Origin of the sequence: Sphingobacterium sp. MYb388 (assembly GCF_037479535.1) — a bacterium.
GTDB lineage: Bacteria > Bacteroidota > Bacteroidia > Sphingobacteriales > Sphingobacteriaceae > Sphingobacterium > Sphingobacterium anhuiense.
In genome coordinates this window covers 137,741-160,324 of the sequence record NZ_JBBGYV010000005.1, presented here as the reverse complement: position 1 = coordinate 160,324, position 22,584 = coordinate 137,741, and the positions used below count along the sequence as shown (strand labels likewise).

The 22,584-nt window shown below is 35.4% G+C and carries 22 protein-coding genes; 7 read left to right on the top strand and 15 right to left on the bottom strand.

All coding sequences use genetic code 11. The features are described from left to right. The first annotated feature begins 313 nt into the window (after window positions 1-313). The 4 genes from WH188_RS17070 (at window position 314) to WH188_RS17055 (ending at window position 4,840) form a co-directional block, all read left to right on the top strand. A complete protein-coding gene (locus tag WH188_RS17070) occupies window positions 314-703 on the top strand; it encodes a hypothetical protein (RefSeq protein ID WP_021188103.1) in 390 nt (129 codons plus the stop codon). Window positions 704-794: 91 nt separating this feature from the next. After that, on the top strand, window positions 795-1,655 hold the full coding sequence (locus WH188_RS17065) for a DUF3347 domain-containing protein (protein ID WP_168126913.1): 861 nt from the start codon (window positions 795-797) through the stop codon (window positions 1,653-1,655). A 141-nt stretch (window positions 1,656-1,796) separates the two neighbouring features. After that, window positions 1,797-4,094 (top strand): multicopper oxidase family protein, encoded by a 2,298-nt coding sequence (locus WH188_RS17060; protein WP_168126914.1) that lies wholly within the window; start codon window positions 1,797-1,799, stop codon window positions 4,092-4,094. 284 nt (window positions 4,095-4,378) lie between these two features. Further along, on the top strand, window positions 4,379-4,840 hold the full coding sequence (locus WH188_RS17055) for a ferritin-like domain-containing protein (protein ID WP_132773835.1): 462 nt from the start codon (window positions 4,379-4,381) through the stop codon (window positions 4,838-4,840). Between the two features lie 41 nt (window positions 4,841-4,881). On the opposite strand, the gene WH188_RS17050 is transcribed toward WH188_RS17055, so the two are convergent. Together WH188_RS17050 and surE are read right to left on the bottom strand one after the other, a co-directional pair. After that, the gene (locus tag WH188_RS17050; protein ID WP_206368353.1) at window positions 4,882-5,064 is read right to left on the bottom strand and encodes a hypothetical protein; all 183 of its coding nucleotides are present in this window, start codon (window positions 5,062-5,064) and stop codon (window positions 4,882-4,884) included. A 64-nt stretch (window positions 5,065-5,128) separates the two neighbouring features. Then, a complete protein-coding gene (gene surE / locus WH188_RS17045) occupies window positions 5,129-5,857 on the bottom strand; it encodes a 5'/3'-nucleotidase SurE (RefSeq protein WP_168126916.1) in 729 nt (242 codons plus the stop codon). An 83-nt stretch (window positions 5,858-5,940) separates the two neighbouring features. Between surE and WH188_RS17040 the strand changes: the two genes are divergently transcribed. Next, complete coding sequence (locus WH188_RS17040; RefSeq protein ID WP_168126917.1) at window positions 5,941-6,849, top strand: diacylglycerol/lipid kinase family protein; 909 nt, start codon at window positions 5,941-5,943, stop codon at window positions 6,847-6,849. A 150-nt stretch (window positions 6,850-6,999) separates the two neighbouring features. Here the strand turns inward: WH188_RS17040 and WH188_RS17035 are convergent, their stop codons facing one another. From WH188_RS17035 to WH188_RS17010, 6 genes are all read right to left on the bottom strand, one after another. Further along, window positions 7,000-7,386 (bottom strand): response regulator, encoded by a 387-nt coding sequence (locus WH188_RS17035; protein ID WP_021188098.1) that lies wholly within the window; start codon window positions 7,384-7,386, stop codon window positions 7,000-7,002. A 71-nt stretch (window positions 7,387-7,457) separates the two neighbouring features. Further along, window positions 7,458-8,021, bottom strand: coding sequence for a chemotaxis protein CheB (locus WH188_RS17030; RefSeq protein WP_132773827.1), 564 nt, complete (start codon window positions 8,019-8,021; stop codon window positions 7,458-7,460). Between the two features lie 12 nt (window positions 8,022-8,033). Continuing rightward, window positions 8,034-8,864 carry a CheR family methyltransferase gene (locus WH188_RS17025; RefSeq protein ID WP_339424435.1) on the bottom strand — a complete coding sequence of 277 codons (831 nt, stop codon included), beginning with the start codon at window positions 8,862-8,864 and terminating at the stop codon, window positions 8,034-8,036. Further along, window positions 8,865-9,236 (bottom strand): response regulator, encoded by a 372-nt coding sequence (locus WH188_RS17020; RefSeq protein ID WP_021188095.1) that lies wholly within the window; start codon window positions 9,234-9,236, stop codon window positions 8,865-8,867. It abuts the gene before it with no gap. Between the two features lie 16 nt (window positions 9,237-9,252). Beyond that, window positions 9,253-12,849, bottom strand: coding sequence for a response regulator (locus tag WH188_RS17015; RefSeq protein ID WP_168126919.1), 3,597 nt, complete (start codon window positions 12,847-12,849; stop codon window positions 9,253-9,255). 7 nt (window positions 12,850-12,856) lie between these two features. Then, on the bottom strand, window positions 12,857-14,323 hold the full coding sequence (locus tag WH188_RS17010) for an ATP-binding response regulator (protein ID WP_132773823.1): 1,467 nt from the start codon (window positions 14,321-14,323) through the stop codon (window positions 12,857-12,859). Between the two features lie 401 nt (window positions 14,324-14,724). Here WH188_RS17010 and WH188_RS17005 point away from each other — a divergent pair, with 401 nt between their 5' ends. Together WH188_RS17005 and WH188_RS17000 are read left to right on the top strand one after the other, a co-directional pair. Continuing rightward, a complete protein-coding gene (locus WH188_RS17005; protein WP_132773821.1) occupies window positions 14,725-15,930 on the top strand; it encodes a glycosyltransferase family 4 protein in 1,206 nt (401 codons plus the stop codon). A gap of 26 nt (window positions 15,931-15,956) precedes the next feature. Then, window positions 15,957-16,115, top strand: coding sequence for a hypothetical protein (locus WH188_RS17000; RefSeq protein WP_165902415.1), 159 nt, complete (start codon window positions 15,957-15,959; stop codon window positions 16,113-16,115). A 47-nt stretch (window positions 16,116-16,162) separates the two neighbouring features. On the opposite strand, the gene WH188_RS16995 is transcribed toward WH188_RS17000, so the two are convergent. The 7 genes from WH188_RS16995 to WH188_RS16965 all read right to left on the bottom strand — a co-directional run bounded on the left by WH188_RS16995 (window position 16,163) and on the right by WH188_RS16965 (window position 22,511). Continuing rightward, window positions 16,163-16,840, bottom strand: coding sequence for a hypothetical protein (locus tag WH188_RS16995; protein WP_168126920.1), 678 nt, complete (start codon window positions 16,838-16,840; stop codon window positions 16,163-16,165). A gap of 43 nt (window positions 16,841-16,883) precedes the next feature. Beyond that, entirely contained in the window at window positions 16,884-17,177 is a 294-nt protein-coding gene (locus tag WH188_RS16990) for a hypothetical protein (protein ID WP_021189955.1), read from the bottom strand. A 74-nt stretch (window positions 17,178-17,251) separates the two neighbouring features. Continuing rightward, the gene (locus tag WH188_RS16985; RefSeq protein WP_168126921.1) at window positions 17,252-17,998 is read right to left on the bottom strand and encodes a WG repeat-containing protein; all 747 of its coding nucleotides are present in this window, start codon (window positions 17,996-17,998) and stop codon (window positions 17,252-17,254) included. A 199-nt stretch (window positions 17,999-18,197) separates the two neighbouring features. Beyond that, window positions 18,198-19,010 (bottom strand): hypothetical protein, encoded by an 813-nt coding sequence (locus tag WH188_RS16980; protein ID WP_168126922.1) that lies wholly within the window; start codon window positions 19,008-19,010, stop codon window positions 18,198-18,200. Between the two features lie 161 nt (window positions 19,011-19,171). Then, window positions 19,172-20,290 (bottom strand): hypothetical protein, encoded by a 1,119-nt coding sequence (locus tag WH188_RS16975; RefSeq protein WP_168126923.1) that lies wholly within the window; start codon window positions 20,288-20,290, stop codon window positions 19,172-19,174. Window positions 20,291-20,488: 198 nt separating this feature from the next. Further along, window positions 20,489-21,448 (bottom strand): YihY/virulence factor BrkB family protein, encoded by a 960-nt coding sequence (locus WH188_RS16970; RefSeq protein ID WP_339424434.1) that lies wholly within the window; start codon window positions 21,446-21,448, stop codon window positions 20,489-20,491. Between the two features lie 73 nt (window positions 21,449-21,521). Next, window positions 21,522-22,511, bottom strand: coding sequence for an aldo/keto reductase (locus WH188_RS16965; protein ID WP_168126925.1), 990 nt, complete (start codon window positions 22,509-22,511; stop codon window positions 21,522-21,524). Window positions 22,512-22,584 lie beyond the last annotated feature (73 nt).

The window sequence follows — 22,584 nt, the reverse complement described above, 5'->3', positions numbered from 1 at the left end:
TGTTTAAGATTAAACACATAACTGATAAAGTTGTTTTAGTAAAGTAGGTTGGTTAGATAATGAGATCAGAATAAATCTAGAAACCAGATATTTCAGGCATCAATTTTTTTAATAGTTTTTAAGAGATTAAAAAACAATACAAATATCAACTTATAATTTTCTGTTTTTAATATTGTTCAATGTAAAATTTCCATGGCTGAAGAAGCTAGCAGTAATTATATGTAAACATTTAAAATGATACCATAGCTATTACAGAAAATAAAAATTACCATCATATCGCTAAATAATACAATTAATTTATAAATTTGTAATATTGAAGAATTTGAAGACTCATATTGGTATTATCTTGTTAATCTGTCTTGGCTTTTTATTGTTGCCAAGTACGGGCTATTCCTGTGAAAAGGATAGTACTAAAAAGCAACATACTTCAACTGCGCACGAACAGCACACTACCCATTCAAAAACAAATAATACCTGTTCAGATAATACTTCTAAAAAAGCTGATCACGGAGACTGCAACCATAGCAAGTGCGATCATGTAACATGTAGATGCCTCTCTTCTTCTTGTTCCGTTTTCTTAACCATTCCATTTGATATAAATCTGAAAGAATTTTCTTTTGTTGCCAAACAAAAATTCGGATTTCAGCAAAATAATTATTATTCGGAATTTTCAAACATCTGGTTACCTCCCAAAATAGGTTAAAAAGGGCCCTTAATGCCCAAAGTACGTCTTATCAAAAGCTATAATCAGCTTTTGAAAATCCTTAATTTATATTATTTTAATTATTAAAATCATGAAATCTACATCAAAAATATTGGTAGTAATCACTGTATTATTATCATCTATAAATACATATGCCCAAATTAATAATACAAAAACTGAAACCGTCAATATCTATGGAGAATGTGACATGTGTAAAAAAACCATTGAAAAAGCAGGAAATAGCAAAAATGTCGCTCAGGTAGAATGGAATGTTGATACAAAAAAAGCTATAATCAGTTATGATACTCAAAAAACGAGTAGAGAAGAAATCTTAAAGCGTATTGCCTTAGCAGGTTATGACAGCGAAGATTTTCTAGCTCCTGCGGATGTATATATAAAGCTTCCTGAATGTTGCCAATATACAAGAGAATTAAAGACTGGCACCAAAACTGATGCCATGCTGCTGAAAGATCATAATGAGATGTCCAATCATGCAACGCATGATGCTACCACAAAAAGCAAAAATCCATTGCAGGCAGTTGTTGATAGCTATTTTTCGGTCAAAGATGCTTTAATAAAGACTGACGCGGCAGCTACCTCCACCCAAGCAACTGTCTTACTTTCGACTGTTAAAGCAGTAGATATGAATACACTATCTTCTAAAGAACATGATGTATGGATGAAAGGAATCAGTGACTTAACTGCTCATGTAGAAAGTATTTCCAAATCTAAATCCGTTCCAAAACAACGTGAATTATTTGCAAATGTTTCCAAAACAATTTATGATCTAGCAAAAGTATCTAAATTGGAGAGTCCTATTTACTACCAGCACTGTCCGATGTTTAACGCAGGAAAAGGTGCACATTGGTTGAGTAAAGATAGTGACATCAAAAACCCATACTTTGGTTCTAAAATGTTGACTTGTGGTAGCACAGTGGAAACGTTGAATTAATAAATACAGTTCTAAAATAAGATAGACAACGTATATCATATTCTTATATGCTATATGTAACTATTAAATGCAGAAAAAACAAAAATACTTATTCACTGGTTAAAACATCAGGAATAACTTCCACTAAAAAATAAATAAACAATGTATATAGCTAAGCATGTATCTATAAAAGCGTTACAGACATTGATTATGCTCATTTGTGCAACAACTGCGTTTGCACAAAAAGTTGTCAAATATGACCTGTATGTTCGAGATACCATTGTCAATTTTACAGGGAAAGAAAAACGGGCAATTTCGGTTAACGGACAAATTCCTATGCCCACTCTTACATTTACAGAAGGTGATACTGCCGAAATTGTGGTGCATAACCAACTAAAAGAAAATACATCTTTACACTGGCACGGCATATTTTTGCCTAATAAAGAGGATGGAGTACCCCATCTTACCCAAGAACCGATAAAACCCAATACAACATATACCTATCGCTTTCCTATTATCCAACATGGTACACATTGGTATCACTCCCATTCGGGTTTACAGGAACAGATCGGTATGTACGGCAGTCTCATCCTGAAAAAAAGAAGTGATGATAAAACTTTCAGAAAAGGAATTGACGATTTACCTACTATACCAATTATATTAAGTGAATGGACAGACCTAAATCCGGATAACATACATAGAATGCTGCATAATGCGAATGATTGGGCCGCCATCAAAAAAGGTGCTACCCAATCTTATGCCGAGGCTATTAAAGAAGGTCACTTTAAAACTAAAGTCAAAAATGAATGGAAACGTATGATGGCTATGGATGTAAGTGATGTGTACTACGATAAGGTTTTAATGAACGGGAACGAGTTCTCCAATCTAGAAAAAATAGATAATAAGACTTTGAAAGCAGGAGACAAAGTTCGTCTTCGCATATCAAATGGTGGTGCATCATCCTATTTTTGGCTTCGTTATGCAGGAGGTAAAATAACCGTTGTAGCCAATGATGGTAACGATGTAGAACCTGTAGAAGTAGATCGATTAATGATTGCAGTATCTGAAACTTATGATATTGTACTCACAATCCCTAATGAAGGCACTTCGTATGAATTCATGGCCACTACAGAAGATAGAACAAAATCAACAAGTTACTTTGTAGGAAACGGGAAAAAACAGCTTATATCTCCATTACCTCGCCTTAAATATTTTGAAGGCATGAAGATGATGAATGACATGATGAAAATGAACGGGGATCTGGATGATATGGGCATGAAGATGAGCCTGAACCAAATGGATATGAACGTAGTTATGTATCCTGAAATATCTGGTGATAAGACAAAAAAAGAATCTGGTGACAAAACAAAGAAAGAGGATCATAGTCAACATGGCTCCCATAAAATGACCGATGATAAAGATCGGTATAATGCCAATGCTTTAGCAGATATTGTAACGCTAAATTATGCAATGCTCAAATCTCCTTATAATACCACCCTGCCAAAAGAGGCGCCGGTAAGAGATATTAAATTTACCTTAACCGGAAATATGAACAGATATGTCTGGAGTATGGACAATAAAGTGTTGGCTGAAAGTGATAAAATTCCGGTAAAGAAAGGTGAAATATTACGCATCACCCTCTACAATAACTCCATGATGAGACACCCAATACATCTGCATGGGTTTGATTTTAGAGTAATCAACGGTAAAAAAGAAAATGCACCGCTGAAAAATGTTATTGATGTCATGCCCATGGAAGTCGATACTATTGAGTTTTTAGCTAACGAAGAGGGGGACTGGTTTTTCCATTGCCATATTTTATACCACATGATGGCGGGCATGAATAGAGTGTTTGAAGTTGGCGATTATAAAAATCCGTTACTCCCAGACAAAGAAAAGGCCTATAAAGCGTTACAGAAAGAAAGTAATATGGCCCACTTCATGGTGCAAAATGATTTCGCGACTAACGGTAATGACGGTGGTGCAATGATACAAAATGCCAGATGGTCATTAGGAACAGAATGGCGATTGGGCTATAATGATATGCATGGATATGAAGTAGAGACCCATTTAGGCCGATACATCGGAAAAATGCAATGGTTTATGCCATTTGTAGGTTTTGATTGGAGATATAGAAGAATGGGTGAAGACGAGCATGAAAAAAACATCTTTGGACAGGTTAATAAGAAAGATGTCAGAAGGGCTGTCAGTGCCGGATTTATGTATACGCTCCCTATGCTCGTAAATTTTCAAGCTGAAGTATATCATGACGGAATAGTACGCTTACAATTAATGCGCGAAGACATTCCTATTTCACCCAGATTAAGAGGTGGTTTTATGGTCAACACAGATCTAGAATATATGGGTGACCTGACATATGTAATCAATAAAAATATGGGTATACGTACGCATTACGATAGTGATATGGGCTGGGGATTCGGTTTATCATTAAACTATTAAAACTGATTTATTTCACATAATATGCTGTATCGTTAATGAGGAAACAAAAAATACGGTACAGCTGAACGTATAGATAAAGGGTCTAATTTTCATTAGACCCTTTTCGTTAAAGATTTATAGTTACTTTATCAGTAATCCCCCGGCTTAACGCATCTTGACAAATACTCTGTATCTTTTATTTTTGTTTTAGAAAAATATCAGCAAATAAGAGCATTAAACTCAACGAAAAACTTTTTAAGGGATCAGTTTGTTCCTCTAATAGTTGTATTTCTAAAAAGTAAATTATGTATACAGATACTGTAACCGCAGGAATTTTAATAGATTTGATTCAGATTAACAACGACAGAATCGAAGGCTATACCTTAGCATTAGAAAACCTAAAAACAAATCGTGATAATGACTTACGTTCACTATTCGAAGATTATATCCAAGAAACCATCCTGTTCAACTCCGAGCTTGCTCCATTTACCGTTGTCGATGGCGAAGCTCCAACAATTCCCCCGCGCATCTCCGGTAAATTGCATCGCTTCTGGTTAGATCTGAAAGCAACATTAAGTGGTCATGATCGTAAACAGATTCTCGAAGAATGTGAACGTGGTGAAGACGCAAGTAAAAAAGAGTATGAAAAGGCTTTAAAAGAAGCCCCAGATCTTCCTATAGCTATCGTCACTATGATTCGAAATCATGCAGAAAAGCAAAAAAAGGCACACGATCAGATTCGCACCCTCAGAGATGAAGCAGATTAAGCGTTGCATTAGATAAAACGAACAAAGCTTCTTTAAGTCTATTAATGACCTACGGTATCTGTAGGATTCTCCCGATCAAGATTATTGAGGGGAAGACCTTTTAATTGCTGATGAACTGTATCTAGCGTATTATTTAGATCGGAATTATTTTTCATATTCTCGCCACAAGACGAAAAGAAAACGGCATTCATAATCAGTATTAAAGCAATATTTAAATTTCTCATTTTCATTTATATATTTAATGTACATCAGCATTTAAATAAATAGCGCGATTGATAATAATATTACCTATTTTTCTCCAAGCCTTTTCAAAAGCGTTGCTTCATCCGTCAAATCTAATCGCAATGGCGTAATAGATACCATATCATGCTCCACAGCCCATCTGTCTGTACCTTCATCAGCTGGCTCTAGTGGAGATACCGTAAACCAATAGTGCTTTCGTCCCAATGGGTCCGTTCCGGGTATAATTGTACCATCATATAATCGCACAGACTGTCTCGTCCAGATGATTTCTGTTGGCTTTTCAGGAAAATTAACGTTATAAAGAGCCAATTCCTTATCCGCCAACAGAAGCGCCAATGTTTGCTCTACAAAGGGTTCTAGCGCTTCAAAGTCAGGTTCTGTTTTTCCCACGGGTGTACTCAGTGCGATACCTTTAATACCAAACAAGACGGCCTGTTTGGCGGCCGCCAAAGTTCCCGAATGCCACATCGAATTACCTAGATTAGGTCCCATATTAATTCCTGATAAAACCACATCAACATCATTCCATAAATGTATGCCCATGGCAACGCAGTCTGCTGGAGTTCCGTTTACGCGATAAGCCTCCACATCTTCAAATACAATCGGAGATTTTTTATAACTCAATGGTCTAGAATGTGTGACTGCATGTCCCATCGAAGACTGCTCAACATCTGGTGCCACTAATTTTACCTGTCCAAATTTCCGAGCCACTTTTGCTAGAGATGCAATACCTGGACTATAAATACCGTCGTCATTTGTTATTAAAATTCTCATAGTTTCTATCGTTTCTGCAAATAAATATTTTATATAAATAACAACAAATGGATAAGCTAAATGTTGTTATATAAATTAAATCTATGGAACAAGCAATCTTATTACACAATCCGGGCGCAGGCGATGAGGATCATTTAAAATCTGATTTAATAACATTAATTGAACAGGAAGGTTATGCTTGTGTATACTTTTCGGTAAAAAATGGAGATCAATGGATTCATCAAATAGATCAAGCAGATTTTGCTGTAATAGCCGGTGGCGATGGAACCGTAAGAGGAGTCGTTAAGGAATTGGTGAAAAGAAATTCACTTGAAAAGAAAATCCCTATCACCATATTACCGATGGGGACTGCTAATAATCTGTCCATAGCATTGGGGATTGACAGTACCAAAAAAAATCTAGATCATATCAAAAACTGGAAAAACAGTAAGCGACAGCGTTTTGATGTAGGGGTGATTAAAAATGCTGATACGACAGATTTCTTCTTAGAGGGCGCTGGATATGGTGTTTTTCCACACCTAATCCAGAAAATGGAATCCGTTGATAAAAGTAAAGTTGACACCGCAAAAGATGAACTAAAATTAGCTTTAGAAGTCCTTCATGAAATTATTACGACTGCTAAAGCTGAAAAATTTTGGATAAAAGCCGATGATAAAATCTACGAAGGCAAATGCTTGTTACTTGAAATTATGAACATTCAATCCGTGGGTCCTAATCTAATATTATCACCAGAAGCGGTGACAGATGATGGTCTTTTCAATGTCGTATATGTAGATGAGGCACAAAGATCAGATTTCGCTGCTTTTATTAAGAAAAGATTAAACGGAGAAGAAGTTACATTTGACTATAAAAAATTTGAAGCTAAACAGCTTACCATTGATTGTGAGAGTACCTACATGCATATAGATGACGAACTGGTACTGCCGCTCAAGAATGTTGCAATATTGGAAGTAAGAGAAAACGTCCTTGAGTTTCTTGTTCCGCAATCATAGATAAACATTTATTTTAGAATCCTTTACAACTCGCAGGAGATAAAAATTAATGAATGATAAATAAATGTTTTAAAAAATATAGAGTTGAACTAAAAAAGGATCCTGAACAAGCAGGATCCTTTTTTAATTCATATTGAATAAGCCATTCATTTAAACATTTAAATCTGATTTCGCTAAGTTCAACATAGATTTAACGGCATTTTCAAGATCGTCCAAATTAAACGGTTTCTCGAGATAACTGTCAGCACCCGCTTCTTCTGCTAATAGCTGAATATCATTATTCGCAGAAACATATATAACAGGAATATGATTAAAATCCGGATGCTGTTTTACAAGTTGAGTAGCCTTGATTCCGCCAATTTCAGGAATCCAGTTATCCATTAAAATAACATCAGGTTTAACAGCCGTTACTTTTTCAATAATATCATGTGATGTCTCAGATGTAGCCACCTGATATCCATAATTTTCCAAAATAATGGTGCAAACCTCCAGTATATTCACATCATCATCAAAGAGCAATATAGTCTTATCTTTCATCGTAAATCAAAGTATAGGAAAACGTTAATAAGGTGCTAATATAATAAAAAACTAACGCAAGGCTAGTTGCGTTAAATACGCAATTGATTGATATAAGACGCAATTTCGGATGGTTTTAATACCAGATCTACCGCCATAGACAATAGGGCTTGCTTAGGCATATAATCTATTTCTGCTGTCTCTGGATCCTGCACTAAGATAGTTCCTCCATATTTCTTTATCTCTTTCAATCCATTCGTCCCATCAGCGTTTGCTCCTGATAACAGCAACGCAACAACATTCTCCTTAAAGGTCTCTGCGGCTGATCGAAATGTAATATCAATTGATGGACGTGAAAAATTTAATTTTTCTGAAAAGTCTAAGGATACCAGGGTTTGATTTTCAAAAAGCATATGATAGTCAGGCGGAACGATATAAATGCTCCCGGGAAAAATAGTCATCTTATCCTCTACTTCCATAACCGGCAATTTACTGCTATTAGCTAATAATCTATTGAGTACAGATCCCGGATAGGATTTACGATGCACAATAATAACAATAGGAAACAATATATCCGTATCAAGTTGAGGTAATACCTCCAACAGCACCTTGAGACTTCCTGCTGAACCTCCAATTACGAATATTGAATCACTCATTTGAAACGAGAATTATGATGAACGGGTTTTTCTCCATATTCGTTCATCATTAATTTGTTTATATTTTTTCTCCAAATTAGAAAAACGAATAGTTTCCTTAGACCCCAATGCCAGATATCCCAGCGTATCTAAGCTTTCATCAAATAAATCAAAAACATTATTTTGCAAATCCTTGTCAAAATAAATCAGCACATTCCGACAAAGAATTAGCTGAAATGCATTGAAAGAAGTATCCGATACTAAATTGTGTGTTGAAAAGATCATTTTATCTTTTAAATCACCGTTAAACTTTACAGAATCGTAATTAGCGGTATAATATTTAGAAAAATCCTCTATCCCTCCAGACTGAATATAATTCTCTGAATAATGTTGCATTTGACTGATGGGAAACATCCCACTACTTGCCCGCTCTAAGACTCCAGGATTTATATCAGTGGCATAAATCAATGATTTATGATATAAATTGGCCTCCTTAAGCAAAATTGCAATCGAATAGGCCTCCTCTCCAGTAGAACAGCCCGCTATCCAGATCCTTATAAAGGGATAAGTACCTAACCGTGGAAAAACATCCTCGCGTAAAGCCTTATAAAAATTTGGATCCCGAAACATTTCGGTGACGTTGACGGTAATTTCCTCAACAAACCGTTGCAGATATTCCGGATCGCTTATCACCCGATATCGCAGTTCTGCAAAGCTTGTAAATTTATCGATCAGACATAGTCGATTCAATCGCCTTTTCAATGACGCTTTACTATATTGTGTAAAATCATAACCATACCGTTCTGCCACATCTGTCAAAAGCAACTCGATATCCTCATTTTTTATAATACTCGGTTCCCACATCTAACTATTCTGTTCAATTATACCTATTAATAGATCTAAATCTATTGGTTTTGGCACATAAGCACGAGCACCAGCATCCAAACACTTCTCACGATCTCCCTGCATAGCTTGAGCTGTTACTGCAATCACGGGAACATGACCATAAGTTTCAGATGCCCCAATCACCTGAATAGCTTCATAACCATCCATATCGGGCATCATCATATCCATTAAAACAATCTCAATATCGCTATTATTAGCCAATAATTCAAAGCCTTCTTGGGCACTATTACAGGAAAGTGACTGATATCCTCGCGACTTTAAAGCCAATCGCAATGCGAAGATATTGCGATTATCATCATCAATAATCAATACTAACTTAGCTTTCTTCATCACCTATTTTATGCTCTTAATTATCATATAACCATACGCGGAGTAAAGATAACAGTTGGTCAGTATCAACCGGCTTAGATATATAATCAGAAGCACCTGCTACAATACACTTTTCCCGATCACCAGTCATTGCTTTTGCCGTAACAGCCATGATTGGTAATTTTGAATATTTCGGATTTTTTCGCATTAGCCTGATCGTCTCATAACCATCCATTTCTGGCATCATCATGTCCATCAGAACGATAGATACATCCGGATTATTTTCTAGCTGTACCAAAGCTTCCTTCCCATTTGTAGCTGATATAACATTCATCTGGTACTTTTCTAATGCTTTTGACAATGAAAATATGTTCCTTACATCATCATCTGCGATCAAAACCTTCTTTCCTGTTAACACTTCACTCAGAGAACCTAGCTTATTCACTTTTCTTTTCTGTACGTCAGCAGAATTTTCTTCAACTAAGTGAAGAAAAAGTCCTACCTCATCTAAAATTCGCTGGTAAGAATGGGCCGTTTTAATAACAATAGAATCTGCGTATTGTTTAATTTTGACCTCCTCTGCATGCGACAGATTTTTTCCTGTAAAAATAATAATAGGAAGATTTTCCAAACCCTTATTATTTTTGATTGCTTCTAAAGTTTCATAACCAATCTTATCAGGCACCCCCATATCCAAAATCACACAATTGGCGCCATCCGAACTTAATGCTTGAACACTTTCATCAACATTTGTCTTAATTTCGGCAGTAATATTAAAATTGCTCAAAAAATAAGAAAGTGCTGAAGCATGTTTAGGATTCTCTTCAACAATCAGAACCTTTCTTGGGTAACGCGTTAGCGCATCCTCTATTTTTTTAAACATGATCCCGATCTGCTCAACGGCAACAGGTTTATTAATAAAATCTATAGCACCTTTGAGTAGACTCTCTTTTTTGACCTGAAGTGAAGACATGATATGAACAGGTATGTGTCTAGTAAGTGGATTGCTTTTTATTTCATCCATAACCTGCCAGCCATCTTTTATAGGCAACTGAATATCCAACAAAATAGCTAAGGGCAAATAGCGAGCAGCAAATTCTGCAGCAATATCTCCTCTTACCACAACTACCCCTTTATAATTCTGTTTACGTGTATATTTGAGCAAAGCCTTCGCAAATGCAGTATCATCCTCCACAATAAGAATAACTTTATCACCTTTTACAATATGATCGCGATCATCTTCGACTTCTTCAGGAATAGTATAAACTATATTAGGAGAAACTGCTTCACCAACGATACTCTTCATTTCATCTATATCAGAAGCAATGATATCGATCAATCGCTCAGACGATGGTTTTATTACGTCAGAAGTTTTGCTTTTCGGAATAAATAGTTTGAAGACACTACCCTCTCCTTCTTTACTAGTCAATAAAATCTTACCACCAAGGAGGCGCGCTATTTCCCGGCTGATAGAAAGTCCTAGTCCAGTACCGCCAAATTTTCTCCGTGTTGACCCATCTGCTTGCTGAAAGGCTTCAAAGATAATTTTCTGCTTGTCTTCAGCTATGCCAATTCCAGTATCCCTAACCTCAAAAATTAAATTCTCGGGATGATCTTTATCTTCAGAAATTGATAAACTTATCTTACCCTCCGACGTAAATTTAACAGCATTTGATAACAGATTTCTTAAAACCTGATCTAATCTTAAACGATCGGTCTCTATCGTATCAGAAATATTCGAATCAATAGACACATCAAAAGAAAGTGATTTTTCCTTGATTAATGGTAAAAACAGATTCTGCAAATCATGCGTTATATCTTGTAATTTCACATCTTGATAGTCAAGTTCCATTTTACCAGATTCGATCTTAGAAAGATCTAAGATTTCATCTATTAAACTTAATAAACTTGTTCCTGAACTCTGAATAACTTTTGCTGATTCAATTTGATCTTCATTCAAATTACCGTCCGTATCCTCTGACATCAATCGTGATAAGAGAAGGATAGAATTAAGCGGAGTTCTAAGTTCATGTGACATATTCGCCAAAAATTCCGATTTATATTTTGTGCTCAGCGCTAGCTCTTCAGCTTTCCGCTGTATCTCTAGATTACGCTCGGCGATAAGATGGTTTTTTTCTTCAAGAGATTTTGACCGTTCCTCCAATTCGTGATTGGACTGTACAAGTTCTTCCTGCTGGACTCTCAATTCTTCTTCAGATGATTGTAATTTTTGAGTCTGCGCCTCGAGCTCCGTGTTTAAATTTTCCAATTCAGCATGTTGTGCCTGCAGTTCTTCCGTTTGCGTTTGCGTTTCTTCCAGAAGTTGCTGTACCTGATCACGGCTTTTCGCTGCAGCTATCGCAATCCCTATATTGCGGGTTGCTTCAATGAAATAAGGTAGTTTTACATTTTCTACAGCATTGATCGATCCCAATTCAATAACACCTATACAATGATAATCCGCAAAAACAGGCAATAAAAGCACATTATCGATACGAAATTGACCGCTGGCAAAACTCACGACATAATCACTGTTCGATAGATTTTCAAATCGTTTAACTTTTCCTTCCTTAAAAACCTGACCAATCATACCTTCTCCTGGCGATAGGGACTTTACCATACGGTCTTCTAAACCATATGCATTTTTAAGCACAATACGATCTTGATCCCAAAGGTAAAAAGCACCATTGGTACAATTTCCATAGCTAATTAGCTGGTTTAAAGCATCGGCTATTAAGATTTGTTCTGTTTTATTTCCAACAAGAGTTTCATTTAGCTGAGCCAGACCTGTTTGTCTCCATTCATTATTATTTAAGTCATCAAATGATCGTTTTAAAGCATCAGCCATTTGATTCAAAGAGCCTCCCAAACTTCCTAAATCATCTTGTTCCGTATCATTCACATTGACCGTATAATCACCGCTAGCTATTTGATTTGCTATACGTTGCGTAACTTTTAATCTCCTGCTGATTTCTTCATCTTTATTTGTCAAAGACTTTTGTAACTCTTCTCGCTTAATAAAATCTTCTCGAATACGTAAATAAAAAACTATAGTTATCAACAACGAAACAATAGCCGCAATAACGACAAAAATAGAGGTATAAAAAGAGGATTTATTGAGCTCATCAGACCTTTTATTCAGGAGAACCTCTTCAACATCAATAAACCGGGCAATGATAGCACGGCAACTATCCATATATTGTTTACCCTCTTCCAATTGTGATAAAGAGACCTCTCCCCCTTGTCGTTTTATTGTAATGAGATTAGCTAAAATCCCAAGTCTTGAAGTCACTAATGAAGATAGACTGTCCGCTACTTGACTTTGTTCAGGGTTATCAGTCACAAGTTCTTTTGTCAAGATTAGCGCTTGAGGTAAAGATTTTTGACTATTAATATACGGCTCTAAAAAAGCTTCCTTACCGGTGAGATGAAACCCCCGTTGACCAGTTTCTGCATTTTGCAAATCATTTAATATTTTATTTGCTGATGCGATGACGCGCCGACTATGATCAACTTTTGTACGGTTATTGATCTGCTCTTTAATACTTATATAAGATGCAGTAGAACTTGCCAATAACAGAACCAAGGAAAAACCAAAGCCAATCTGTAAATTTCTTAAAAATGGTTTAGACATTTTCTTACTAATTTAAAGGTAGAGTAAAATAAAAAGTAGATCCCTGGCCCAATTCACTTTGGATACCTACCGTACCATTATGTTGTTTTATGATCTCCGAACAGATATAAAGGCCTATACCAAGTCCCTGAAATCGCACCGAAGATTCTTCTACCCGATAAAATTTACCAAATATATTCTTTTGCTTATGTTCAGGAATACCGATACCATAGTCCTTTACACTAACGATTAATTGATCATCCTCCTTTTCTGTACGTACAATGATTCGATCTGTATTAGGCGCATATTTAATGGCATTTGTCAAGTAATTGATCAAGACCTGTTCAATCCGAACTTCATCACCTAAAAAGAGCTCTTCTATTCGATCACCTTCCCTCTCAATAGTAACGGAATTATTTTCATGGGTTTGATAAATAATATCAATAGCATTGGTTAGTAAGTTTTCAAAATCAAAATTCTTTTTTGTAATCTTCAATTTCCCGTTTTCAATTTTTGAGATGTCCAACAAGTCTGTAATAAGTCCGCTAAGTTTGGTTACTTGGCTTTGTACCCTATTGATGTACTTGACTGCGGTGACGTCTTTAGCAGTATTAATTGTTCGTTCCAATAACTGGGCATATGCCTTAATGCTGGTTAATGGGGTCTTTAATTCATGACTGGCTATACTCAAAAACTCATCCTTTTTCTTTTCCATCTGTTTTTGATCGTCAATATCTGTAAAGGTACCGACCCACTTAACCTGATTATTCTTTTCTTTAATCGGAATAATCCGCAACAAATGAAATCTGAAAAGCTCGTCTTTTAATTCTTTTATACGAACCTCGAGTTCGATTGGTGTTTCAGCAATTAATGCTTCTGCCCAAGATACATGTATATCCGGATCATCAGCATGCGTTGTAGGAAATTTATTTGATGTTGCATAGGATAGCCATTTACTGTTCACAAATTCTATTTCACCATCTCCATTTGCCGTAAATGCCAACTGTGGTAGCGACTCTAATGTCGAATGCAAATTTTCTACTTGTTCCTTTAACTCCTGCTGCGCTTTTTTCCGTTCTTCAATTTCCAATCGAAGCACCTGTTGCATATCATTTAAAGCTACCGTCTGTTCATATAAACGAGAGAAAGTCTTCACTTTCAGCATTAAAATATCTGGATCAATAGGCTTCGTAACATAATCTATTCCACCTGATGCATAACCTTTAGTAATAAACTTTTTATCTTTATTGACTGCCGACAAAAAAATAATCGGAACATCTTTAGTTTTATTAAAACCGGATAACGTTTCTGCAACTTCAAAACCATCAATTCCAGGCATCTGAACATCCAAGATAATCAATGCATAATTATTCTTTAAAACCTTTTTTAGTGCCTCTTCTCCAGATAGCGCAGTATCAACTGAAAAATTTTGAGATTCGAGTAATTTCTTAAGTGAATAAATATTCGCTTCTTGATCGTCAACAATTAAAATCATAGCAGTTTAGTTCAATTCGTCTGTAAACAACAATCGTGTAAACACAGGTATTCGAATGATAAAGTCTAAAAATAGGATTTTATTTTTTAATAATGACACCTAGACACAAAGCAAACTATATTGGTCCAAAAATATTACTTTGCAAAAAGCGATATTTTCCAATTATGAACAATAAAAAGGAATTATTTAAACGATAATTCTATGAGTTACTGACAAATAAAGAGACAACCTCGGTGATAACAGTAATTTATACCTGTTTATAAGAATAAATGCCTGTTTACATCATCGGATTCGATTCGAATTGAACTTAACAGCGTTTACCCTGTTCTTAATACAAGAAGAATGTACAGAAATATTCCATATCATTCAATAATTCTTGTGGATTTAATTTATACTAAAAAATGAAAATAGCTATTATTGGAACTTACCCACCTAGGCAGTGCGGAATTGCAACGTTTTCACATGATCTATATCACTCCCTGCCACGATCTTTAGCGAATGATCATCACATATTTGCGGTATCTGATGGTTCGGAATATGTGTTTCCTGAAGAAGTAACTTATATCGTAGAGAAAGAAAATTTAGATAGTTATATTCAGGCTGCCGATGTCATCAACAATGCATTTGATGCCTGTATCATCCAACACGAGTACGGAATATTTGGCGGAGAAACAGGGAGCTACATTATTGACTTACTTCAACACTTAAATGTACCCATTCTTACCAACTTACATACCGTGCTGGAACATCCGCATCATAATGAATACCGTATTCTCCGTGAACTAGCGCAGTATAGCAGTAAAATCACGGTTATGACGAGTCGTGCCATCAATATGCTAGAGACAATATATCAAATTGATCGTAGTCAGGTAAGTCTAATACCACACGGTGTTCCAAACTTCGATTGCGACCAAGAGATGGCGAAGAGAAAATTAGGATTTCAAAATAAAAAAGTCATGCTCAGTTTCGGCTTTTTAGGTAAAAGCAAAGGTTTTGAAACAGCGATTCAGGCAGTTTCTGAAATTGAGAATGACGACTTCGTTTATATTATATTAGGTTCAACACATCCAAATGTTTTAAAGCATGAAGGTGACGCGTACAGACATGATTTGATGGATATGGTCATGGCCCGTAATATTGGTCATAAAGTGCAATTTGTCAATCAATTTGCATCCGAAAAACTATTAAAGGAATATTTGAGCGCTTGCGATATTTATGTCACTCCTTACCCAAATGAAAACCAAATCAGCAGTGGAACACTGTCATTTGCACTGGGCGCTGGAGCGGCCTGTATTTCAACTCCATATTGGTATGCTAAAGACCTCTTAGCAGATGACCGTGGGTTATTCTTTCCTTTTAATGACGCACATGCACTTTCGTCAGTTGTCAATGATCTTTTAGATCAACCTGAGAAAATGCACTATTACAGAAACAATGCTTTAGAATATGGAAAACAAATGTCTTGGGCAAATGTAGGAAAGAAACAATTTCAGTTACTGAATGAGCTATGCACAGCATCGAAAACTTCAACAATTTGTTTCAATGACACTGTTCAGCAAAACAACATTACGAACATATTTCACAGCAATAAAAGACTATCTTCATAATGAAACTACCACAATGATTTGTTTATATGAAAAATAAAGCTCTAAAAACAATAGCAAAAATTCCCAAAGAGAAATCTAATGATTTATCTCAGAACAAAGTGAAAAGCAATACCGGTACACCACCAAAAAAAGACACGAATCCGCTTCCGCCAAATCCAAATGAAGTGGACAATCACGACACGTAGTGCCATGACTATCATGGCACTACATTCCAATTATTGAGCTCAAAAATTTATTCTTTACCTTCAAACTTTTTGTACAGATCATAATCAAATGGAATACGCATCGTCAGATCTTTAGCTTCCCAAATATCGCCTTTTGACGGCTGATAAAAATCATACGCGGGCTTAAGAAAATTATCTCCATCAGGTGCTTCCTGCCAATCTTTCTTATCTCTATTATATAACAAAATCATACAGCTTACACAATTGTAATTGCCATCTGTATTTGGGTTATCGTAACACTTACCAACTTTTATATTGATCTTTTGATTAATAATGACGTCCGTTAATCGGCCATCAGTATGGCGGATCAACGCAGCCTGTGCATCTTCATGATCAGGTCTAATTTTAGCTTCAACAAGACGATCAAAATTTGCTTTTTTAATCTTTTCAAGTTCACTTGCAACAACTTCAGGTGCCACACGGCTCGTATCTAACGAGTAAATATCATCAGGAGAAACTACCGCAGCTACCTCAGTTTGAATATTACCGTCTGTTGGATTATTTGCTAATATTCTTTTATTTTCTTCATAATTTTCCCAATCAGCTTTTGAATAGGTTACATATTGCTGCGCTTTATAGAGCAATGTTTCATTTGGCGTGATATATATAAAATTACTAGCAATAAGCAATACGATTAATACAGCTACTGTTCCTAAAAGAATCATTTTGGTTTTGTTACTTTTCATTTAAATTTATCTTATGTTTTAATTATTTATATTACTGAGGTTTTTACACCTGCAATCGTAGTCTTATCCAATTGATTACAAACAGACCAATAAAACAGATCAGGATATAAAGCTGAATTTTATTTACTTTTCTTGTTCCAAATTTCCAAACGCAGATTCTGTCAATCACAATGATGAGCAAAACAGGAATCAGTCCAAAAAAAATGTACATCGCGGCTAACTTATCTGGAGCAGAAACCCCCGTAGCTAATACAATCGCAATTAAAATTCCGATCAAAATCGATAATGCACTTAACGTAAAAAAGATCGTTATTTTATTTTTAAAAAAATCTTTCATTTTTCAATAGCTTTAATAAGCAGATTTTCGCAACGTTATTATGATACATAATAAGGCTTAAAAAAAAGTGTTCATTATTTTTTTTTAATTATTCCATTTTCATTTACATCATATTCTATACCTTCTGATACAAGTGTTACGCTACCATTTTCAAAACGACTTGGATAAGAAAAACGAGGTGGGCTAATTATTTTTTGATTAAAATCCATAATTCCCCATTTAGCGGTATTGTTACCGTTACCTATAGGAATCAAAACTTGAAACATGATCAAGCCATTCTTGCCCATCATAAATAAATCATCATATTTTACCGGAACAATAATTTGACCAGCGGCATTGATGTAGCCCTTCTTATCATTTTTACTGACTTTTATCAATCCAAATTTTGTATCCATCGAATCGGCCGCATTATTCCCAAAATAGATATCATCAAATTGAGGGTTTACAATTTCAACACCCTCGCTATTGACTATACCATAATTATTAAGGGAATCACTAACGACGAAAAAATCATTTTCCGTCCTAATGCGCATCGTTACACTGCTGTAAATAGGCTGTATAATAACTTTCCCACTCTTATCAATAAGACCCAGACCCAAACTATTTCCATCTTTATCCAACTTACTGAATGTGGCATAAAGATCTTCTCCAAATGAAGAATAAGCATCATAATTGGGATCGCTGTTTTCCCATGCATTATCCTGCACATTATAATGTCCTGGCAATTGCACTATTTTAGATTTTCGCATGTCCTGCTTTTGTATCGTATTATTGGTACAGGCAGATAAAATCGTAAAGAAAAATAATAATAAATAGTTCATTTATATAATTTGAAAATGACACCATTAGCAATCTCGATGATGTTCAATTGTTACTATTACAAAAATACCTTAAACATCGACAATATTGTGATGGGTTTACAATTCGCTTAAGAGATCTTACAATCCGTGTTCGATTATTTTAAACGAAAAAACTAGTATATGATTTAGCTATGAAAATATTAATACTAAAAAGTACACTTCATACTCTTGCTAAAAATTTACTAATGACAACTGGCAGAATAACCATTAATATTAAACAGCAAAGCGTTAGGATATGATCTTTACCATTATCTCCGAAGAAATAGATAACAAGTGCCAAAACGAGGATAGGACTAAAAATATAAATCTTATGAATGTAATATTGATTTTCTTTACTTAGATTTTGTTGAATAAACTCGTCTCTATTTAAAAGATTTGGATAATTAATTTTTACAAAATCGTAAATCTGTTCTAGATCAATTGTTGTTAGCGCTCTAGGTCGTATCAATAGATCATCTATTGCAATGGTCATATCTTTTCTTTTGAAAGAGATAGCGCTAATTTTTTCTGCAGCATACTTCTTTAAATAACTTCTAGGATCTAGTGCATAGCCTTTATAATCTGCATCATTCTCCGTTGATAAACAATGTAGCTCTCTGCTATCCAAATAGAAAATTTCAAAACTATCAAGTGCTTTATAAGTTTGATAACTCGATTTTATGAAAAATAAAAAAGTTAGAAAAATCGAAGAAAGGACGATCTGTAAAAATTCAATATCCTGCCATTCACTCAACAGATATATAGCAACAAAGGACAAGCCAATAAAGTAGAGAAAATAGTTGAACTTGACGAAGCTATGAACAACATATAGTACAGTTACTAAAGCAAGTCCGGAAAGTCCACTTTTCCAATCTATTATAATGCCAATGACTCCTAAAAGAGAAAACATAATGACAAAAATTAATGAAATGGCACTATTATTCTTTCCAAACTTTTTTTTCGAAATACTGATAGAATTATTTTTTTTACTCATTATCAATTGACTTCAAAATATCATCAATGTATGGTATCAAAGTATATAAGCAACAACCTGAATTTTTTAGCGCATAGCCTCAATTAAAAAGAAATTATTCCATGTACACATTGATCTATCTAGGACAAAGAGAAAGATTACATCGTCTATGAAGGTTTATATTATTTATGGATCTTTTTACTATTTTTCTCATTCCCCGTATTAGTTTGTTCGACCGGCAATGTCATGATAAGAGGTGCCACAACCTCCTTCAGCTCTTCATCATCGACCTTCTTCAATACTTTTCCTTTATAACGATATGACTTTTCGATCTCAGTACAGCTACTGAAAAAGATAGTTGAATCGGAAAATACTAATTCTTCTCGTCCCTTCATAACCCTATCCATAAGATTCTGTTTAAGAAACTGACTCAAGATACGATCATCCTGATACACATTATCTTCATAATAGGCATCATTATCCGAGTCATCCTGCCGCATATACTGGTTAGTAAATTTGTCCAGACGATAGGTAGAAAGATCCCTTTCAAAAGTGCCATAATGCTTATTAACAAGCATAAAATCACGTGATTTAAACGATGTAAGATATTCATTTTTCATCATCATGATATCATTCCATTCATGATCACTTTCCTGTTTCTTATAACCGTCTTCCCCTCCATAATTAGAAAGCTGGATCACCAATTGATTATCTTCATTCTTATATAACGCTCCGGAAAAATCTTCATATTCTCGTCGGGCTTTATTGTGTACGAGCACAAAATTATTAAAGCCTTTATCATTCTGATAATTCCATGAAGCTAGAGAATCGTCCTGACTATTTTCTGCGGCATATAAACTAATACTTCTCGGAAAAGTATTTTTTTCATATACAAATGGGCTACTAAAGCAGTTCGCATCGTCATTAAACACTTGCTGTACACTGTCTTTATCAAACTTGACATAGGTATTTCCATCTTCAAAACCTACAAAAGCCATTTTCGTTCCCGCGCCTAGAGATGGATCTTGGTGGGCATAGATCTCAAATAGATCTTGTTTATCCGTATAAAAAAGTAAGTAGTCCTTTTCAAAACCATAATGCCCAAAAACTGCTGTAGCATAGCCATAAAGCATAAAAGTACCATCTTCAAAAAGACAGATGCCGTCATTACTCCCGTACCGTCCACTGATTTCTTTATATCTTTCTTGATTTTCTCCCTGCGGAAGATAACCCTTCCGCTGTGCCGATACAGAAATTCCCATCATCATAACACATACCATTAAAGATGTCTTTATCATCATTTATATTTATTAATTGAAAAGTAATTCAACTGCCAGATATCTTTACCACAGATCGGAAAGAAAATAGCAATGATAACAACAAACTTATCATTAATATTAACCTTTTCGAAATAGTATTATCAAAAAATTTATACACCTCCTATTCATGAAAATCGAAATAACAGCATAAAATCCTGATAATCATCTGACAACATTATATTAAGACACACCTTGATCAGCGGGTTTGGCCGGAATTTCTTCCACCACACGCTCACGCTCCTTTTCTTCTACATAAACCGCATAGTCAGCAGGTTTAATCGGTATACCGTTTGCAATGGCATTTTCACGTGTGTAGACCGCACCAAAATACAAGATAGCAGCAGTATAGTATACCCATAATAATACTAATACAAGTGCACCTGCAGCACCATAGGTTGACTCAGTTCCGGAAGATTCTAAATATAATCCAATGGCATACCTACCGATAATAAATAATAAGGCTGTAAAAAGAGCTCCCGTGCGTACAGTCTTCCACTCGATCTTAACATCAGGCAATGTTCTGAATATGATTCCGAATAAAATAAATATAATTCCAAAGCTTAATGCAAAATTAACTGCATTCATAAAGAAAACTGTTATATCAGGGAAATAGACCTGCAATCGATCTGTAAAAGCTAGAATGATACCATTGACAACCAATGTGACCATTAATAAAAATCCAAGTCCAACAACTAGAGAGGAAGATAGCAATCGATCCGTAATCAACTTGAGCCAGCCTCGTTTTGGTTTTGCCCGAACATGCCATATCCTATTAATGGAATTTTGAATATCTCCAAATACAGTCGTAGCTCCAATTACCAAGGTGATAATACTAGCAATCAATGCAAAATTTGATTTACCTGATAGTTTCAGATTGCTGATCACTTCCTGAATTTGTCTGGCGGCGCTTGGACCAACCAAACCTCTCATTTCTGAAAACACTTTCCCTTGAATCGCATCCTCTCCAAAAAAGATCCCTGCAAGGGAAATAATAAGCACGAGAATCGGACCGATTGAAAATATAGTGTAATACGAAAGTGAGGCACTGTATTTAAGACAATCTTCATTCATAAATCCCGATACTGTCGATTTAAATATGTTTATGTATTTACTTATAAATCCTTTTTTTTTATTTTCCATAGTCCTGATCACTTTGTTAAACGCCTAGAAATCATTTTTTATAATTTATCTATAACACAATGTCGCTGTAACACTAAATTTGTGGCACAGGAGCATTGTTATAAATTAAACCTTCATTTTTTAATTCCGCCCAAAGTTGAGGGGGAATTACGGTATTCAAAGCCTCAACATTGGATCGTACTTGATCTGTAGTACTTGCACCAGGTATGATTGAAACGAAATCCTCACTTGCAAGCACAAATTGAAGGGCAATAGGGATAATTCCGACACCATGAGAAGCTCCTATTTGTGCAATACGCTCACGTTTTTCAATCATGCCCTTTGGTATAAAAGATTTGTAATTATATCGGTTTCTCCCAGCAATAAATCCTGAATTATATCCAGCACCAGAAACGAGCTTTACTCCACTTTTTTGCACAGCGGGTAGAAGGCGGTCGACAGCATCTTCATGTTCTAATATTGAATATTGAGTGGCAGACAGACAGATATCAGGGTCCGCTACTGCAAGACAGTCCAAAATAGGTTCAATTTTATTGACACCAAGTCCCCAGCCTTTTATTATACCTTGGTCACGGTAGTCCGATAATACTTTAAATGCGCCATCTGCTGCTTGTTTGAAGTAATAGTCATAGCGGTCACCAACCTGATCTTCAGACAGATCATGTACAAATACAATATCCAGATGATCAACGCCCATCCGCAGTAAGCTATCATCAATCGAACGCTTAGTTCCATCTGCAGTATAGTCATGTTCGAAATCAAATGGAAATGGTGCCTTCCACATGGTAGGCGGAACAGCTTCGGGTATCACTGGATCAAATAATCGACCAATTTTTGAAGAGAGGATATAGTCAGACCGATCTTGATCTTTTAAAAATTCTCCAAATCGCGCTTCACTTTTTGTTAGACCATACCAGGGAGACGTATCATAGTATCGAATACCCAGATCCCATGCCTTTTGCAGTATATCATATGACTGCTTATCTGATAATACTTCAAAACCAGTTCCTATAGCCACGCCACCTAAGCCCAAGCGATGTTTTTCATTAAATAAATTCTTCATATACAATTTTTATATCCTGCTTCCTATATAATAACCCAAAATCCATAAAAATGTTCCTTTTATGGAATAGGAA